Raw genomic sequence first — 2223 nt, 5'->3', positions numbered from 1 at the left:
CTGTGACCACCATGTCGCCATTGTCGATCTCGGCGTCGATCAGCACGGTCTCGGTGTTGCGCTGTATGATGCGCACCGGGACCCGCCTGGCCTTGCCATCCTCGATCTGCCAGACATAGGCGCCGTCCGACCCCCACAGGATCGCCAGCGGGCTGACGGCCGGATAGATTTGCCCCGGAAATTTCATGGTGATGCCGAACGACATGCCGGCGCGCAACGAATCCGCAGGGTTGGCGATCTTGGCCTTGACCAGCAGGGTGCGGCTCTTTTCATCGATGTGGTTGTCGATGGCCGAAACGGTGCCGCTATAAGCGTTGCTGGGATTGGCGATCGGCGTCGCCGTCAATTGTGCGCCGACCTTGACGGCGGCAGCGAAGCGCTCGGGCACCAGGAAATCGACCAGGATCGAGGACCGGTCGTCGAGCGTGGCAATGGCCGACTGGTTGGTGACATAATTGCCGGCCGAGATCGGCAGGATGCCGACAGTGCCAGCGATCGGTGCCAGTATCGACCGGCGCTGCAGCGCCAGTTCCGCATCCTGAAGCGCCAGCTTGGCGCCGGCCAAGACCACTTCGGCATCGGCCACTGCGACTGGTGTCGCGGCATTGGAGGCACGAAGCGACCTGACGCGGTCGAGTTTGGCCTGCGCATCCTGCAAGGCGAGCTTGGCGCGGTCCTGAGAGATCACTTCGGTCTCGGAATCCAGGGTGGCGAGGATCTGTCCCTTATCGACATGGCTGCCGGATGCGACCAGCAGTTCGGCGAGGCGGCCGGAGCTGTAGGGATTGACGGTCACCGAGGCGTTGGCACGGCCGGTGCCGATTGCCTGCAGGCGATCGTTGATAACAGCCGAAGTGGCCGCAAGGGCGACCACGTTCACCCGCTGGTTGCCGCCATTACGGCCGTTTGCCTGCTTCGCGTTGGCGGTGCCGGTCTCAGCCGGGGGCGTTGCCGCGGAGGCCCAGTCGATGCCCCAGCGTGCCAGCACGTCCGGCGCGCCGGGATAAAAGCGCAGCCAGGCGGCTGCCGCCACCACCAGCACCAAGAGTGCAAAAAGTATCTGTTTCCAGGCGGCCATCGGCACTCCGGTTGGTAAAACAATCCTTCCGTCTACCGGTTTCCCGAAATGAAGCAGACGCAGCGAGGCTATTGTAAGGCAAAGAAGCCGCCTCGATATCGCGTCTTTATGACAATTCTCCGGGGGCTGCGCACATTAAATATATGTAACCTTTGAGAAAATATGCGTAACGCTTTGGATCGTCGCACAGGCACTAACGCAGACTTTCCATCTCGCGAATGCGTTTGGCGCCTTCTGCTTCCAGTTGCCTGGTGACGGCGCCGATCAGCGTTTCGGCGACAACGAAAAGGGCAGCCGAAGAGTCCCATGCCGACGGCACCGCGGTTCGTCCGGCGATAACATGACGAGCAAAGCGGGCGATCGGCGACAGCCACTGGTCGGTGAACAGCACGATCTGGACGCCACGCTGATGCGCCTTCTCGGCGAAGCGGACGAGGCTGTCCTGGTAGCGCCTGATGTCGAAGATCACCAGCACGTCGCGCTTGCCCATGTCGATCAGCCGGTCGCGCCACATGCTCTCCTGCCCGGCGAGGTGAAAGACATCCGGCTGGATGACGGCGAGGTGGGCGGCCATGTAGCGCGCCAGCGGATCGGTGAAGCGACCGCCGATCAGGAAGGTCTTGCCGCGCCGGTCGGCGAGCCGGGCGGCGATGTCGGCAAGCTGCCTGTCGGAGAGGTGTCTGAACGTCTCGCGCATATTGTCGAGCGTCGCTTCCAGCATCGGCGACACCGTGCCGCCGCCGGGCGAGGGCGGGTTGAGCGTCCTTGTTGCCGGCGATTGCAGTTGCGCGGCCAGCTCGTCCTGCAGGCTCGACTGGAATTCCGGATAATTCTGGAAGCCGAGCCGGGCGACGAAACGCAAGATCGTCGGCGAGGAGACGCCGGCCGCGGCCGAAAATTCGGCGACCGTCTTCAGGCCGATCATCGGATAGTTGGCGATCAGCGTCTGGGCCGCGCGCCGTTCGCTGGCCGGCATCGCGCCGATACGGTCGGCGATCAGTTCGGCAATGCTGGAAATCATGTTTTCCCCACCCTGGCTCGTTCGACGGTCTTTTCCGAAATCGCATTTGACAAAGCCGGACAAACTGTATGAAATCATCCACAGGGACGCAATGAGGCAAAATACGTAACATACGATACAGCGC

At 62.5% G+C, this 2223-nt stretch carries 2 protein-coding genes; both read right to left on the bottom strand.

Going from position 1 to position 2223, the window contains the following annotated elements; all coding sequences use genetic code 11:
- A partial coding sequence (locus tag EN750_RS30630) for an efflux RND transporter periplasmic adaptor subunit (protein WP_127398962.1) occupies positions 1 to 1078 on the bottom strand: 1078 nt, incomplete at its 3' end.
- A 193-nt stretch (positions 1079 to 1271) separates the two neighbouring features.
- Positions 1272 to 2099, bottom strand: a complete 828-nt coding sequence (locus EN750_RS30625) for a MurR/RpiR family transcriptional regulator (protein WP_127398961.1) — start codon at positions 2097 to 2099, stop codon at positions 1272 to 1274.
- Positions 2100 to 2223: the final 124 nt, after the last annotated feature.

Origin of the sequence: Mesorhizobium sp. M7A.F.Ca.ET.027.03.2.1 (assembly GCF_003999175.1) — a bacterium.
Lineage (GTDB): Bacteria > Pseudomonadota > Alphaproteobacteria > Rhizobiales > Rhizobiaceae > Mesorhizobium.
The sequence above is the reverse complement of the archived record's forward strand: the minus strand, read 5'-3'. Positions and strand labels throughout refer to the sequence as shown.